Raw genomic sequence first — 218 nt, 5'->3', positions numbered from 1 at the left:
CGCAGGATCAGGGAAAGACCCTCGCGCCGGTGCGGTCACCATCTACGTCCTCACCGGACAAGACCTCGAAAGCGGGCACGGGACAAAGCCGGACGCGGGGCCCACGCCCGAGTCCGGTCCGGTGCCTGGCACGCCGGATACCGGCGGTGCTGCGGAAGGGCCGGTGGGCGAGCCGGGAGCTGAGGAGCCCGCCGCGAAGGAGGGCAGCACCGATCCCG

Annotated in this window: 1 pseudogene; it reads left to right on the top strand. The window is 72.5% G+C overall.

The features are described 5' to 3' along the window. Nucleotides 1-218: pseudogene (locus G154_RS26980) on the top strand (HNH endonuclease); the annotation flags it as partial.

Source organism: Mycobacterium sp. VKM Ac-1816D (assembly GCF_000416385.1).
Taxonomy (GTDB): Bacteria; Actinomycetota; Actinomycetes; order Mycobacteriales; family Mycobacteriaceae; genus Mycobacterium; species Mycobacterium neoaurum_A.
Note: the sequence above shows the minus strand (reverse complement) of the source record. Positions and strands in the feature narration are given on the sequence as shown.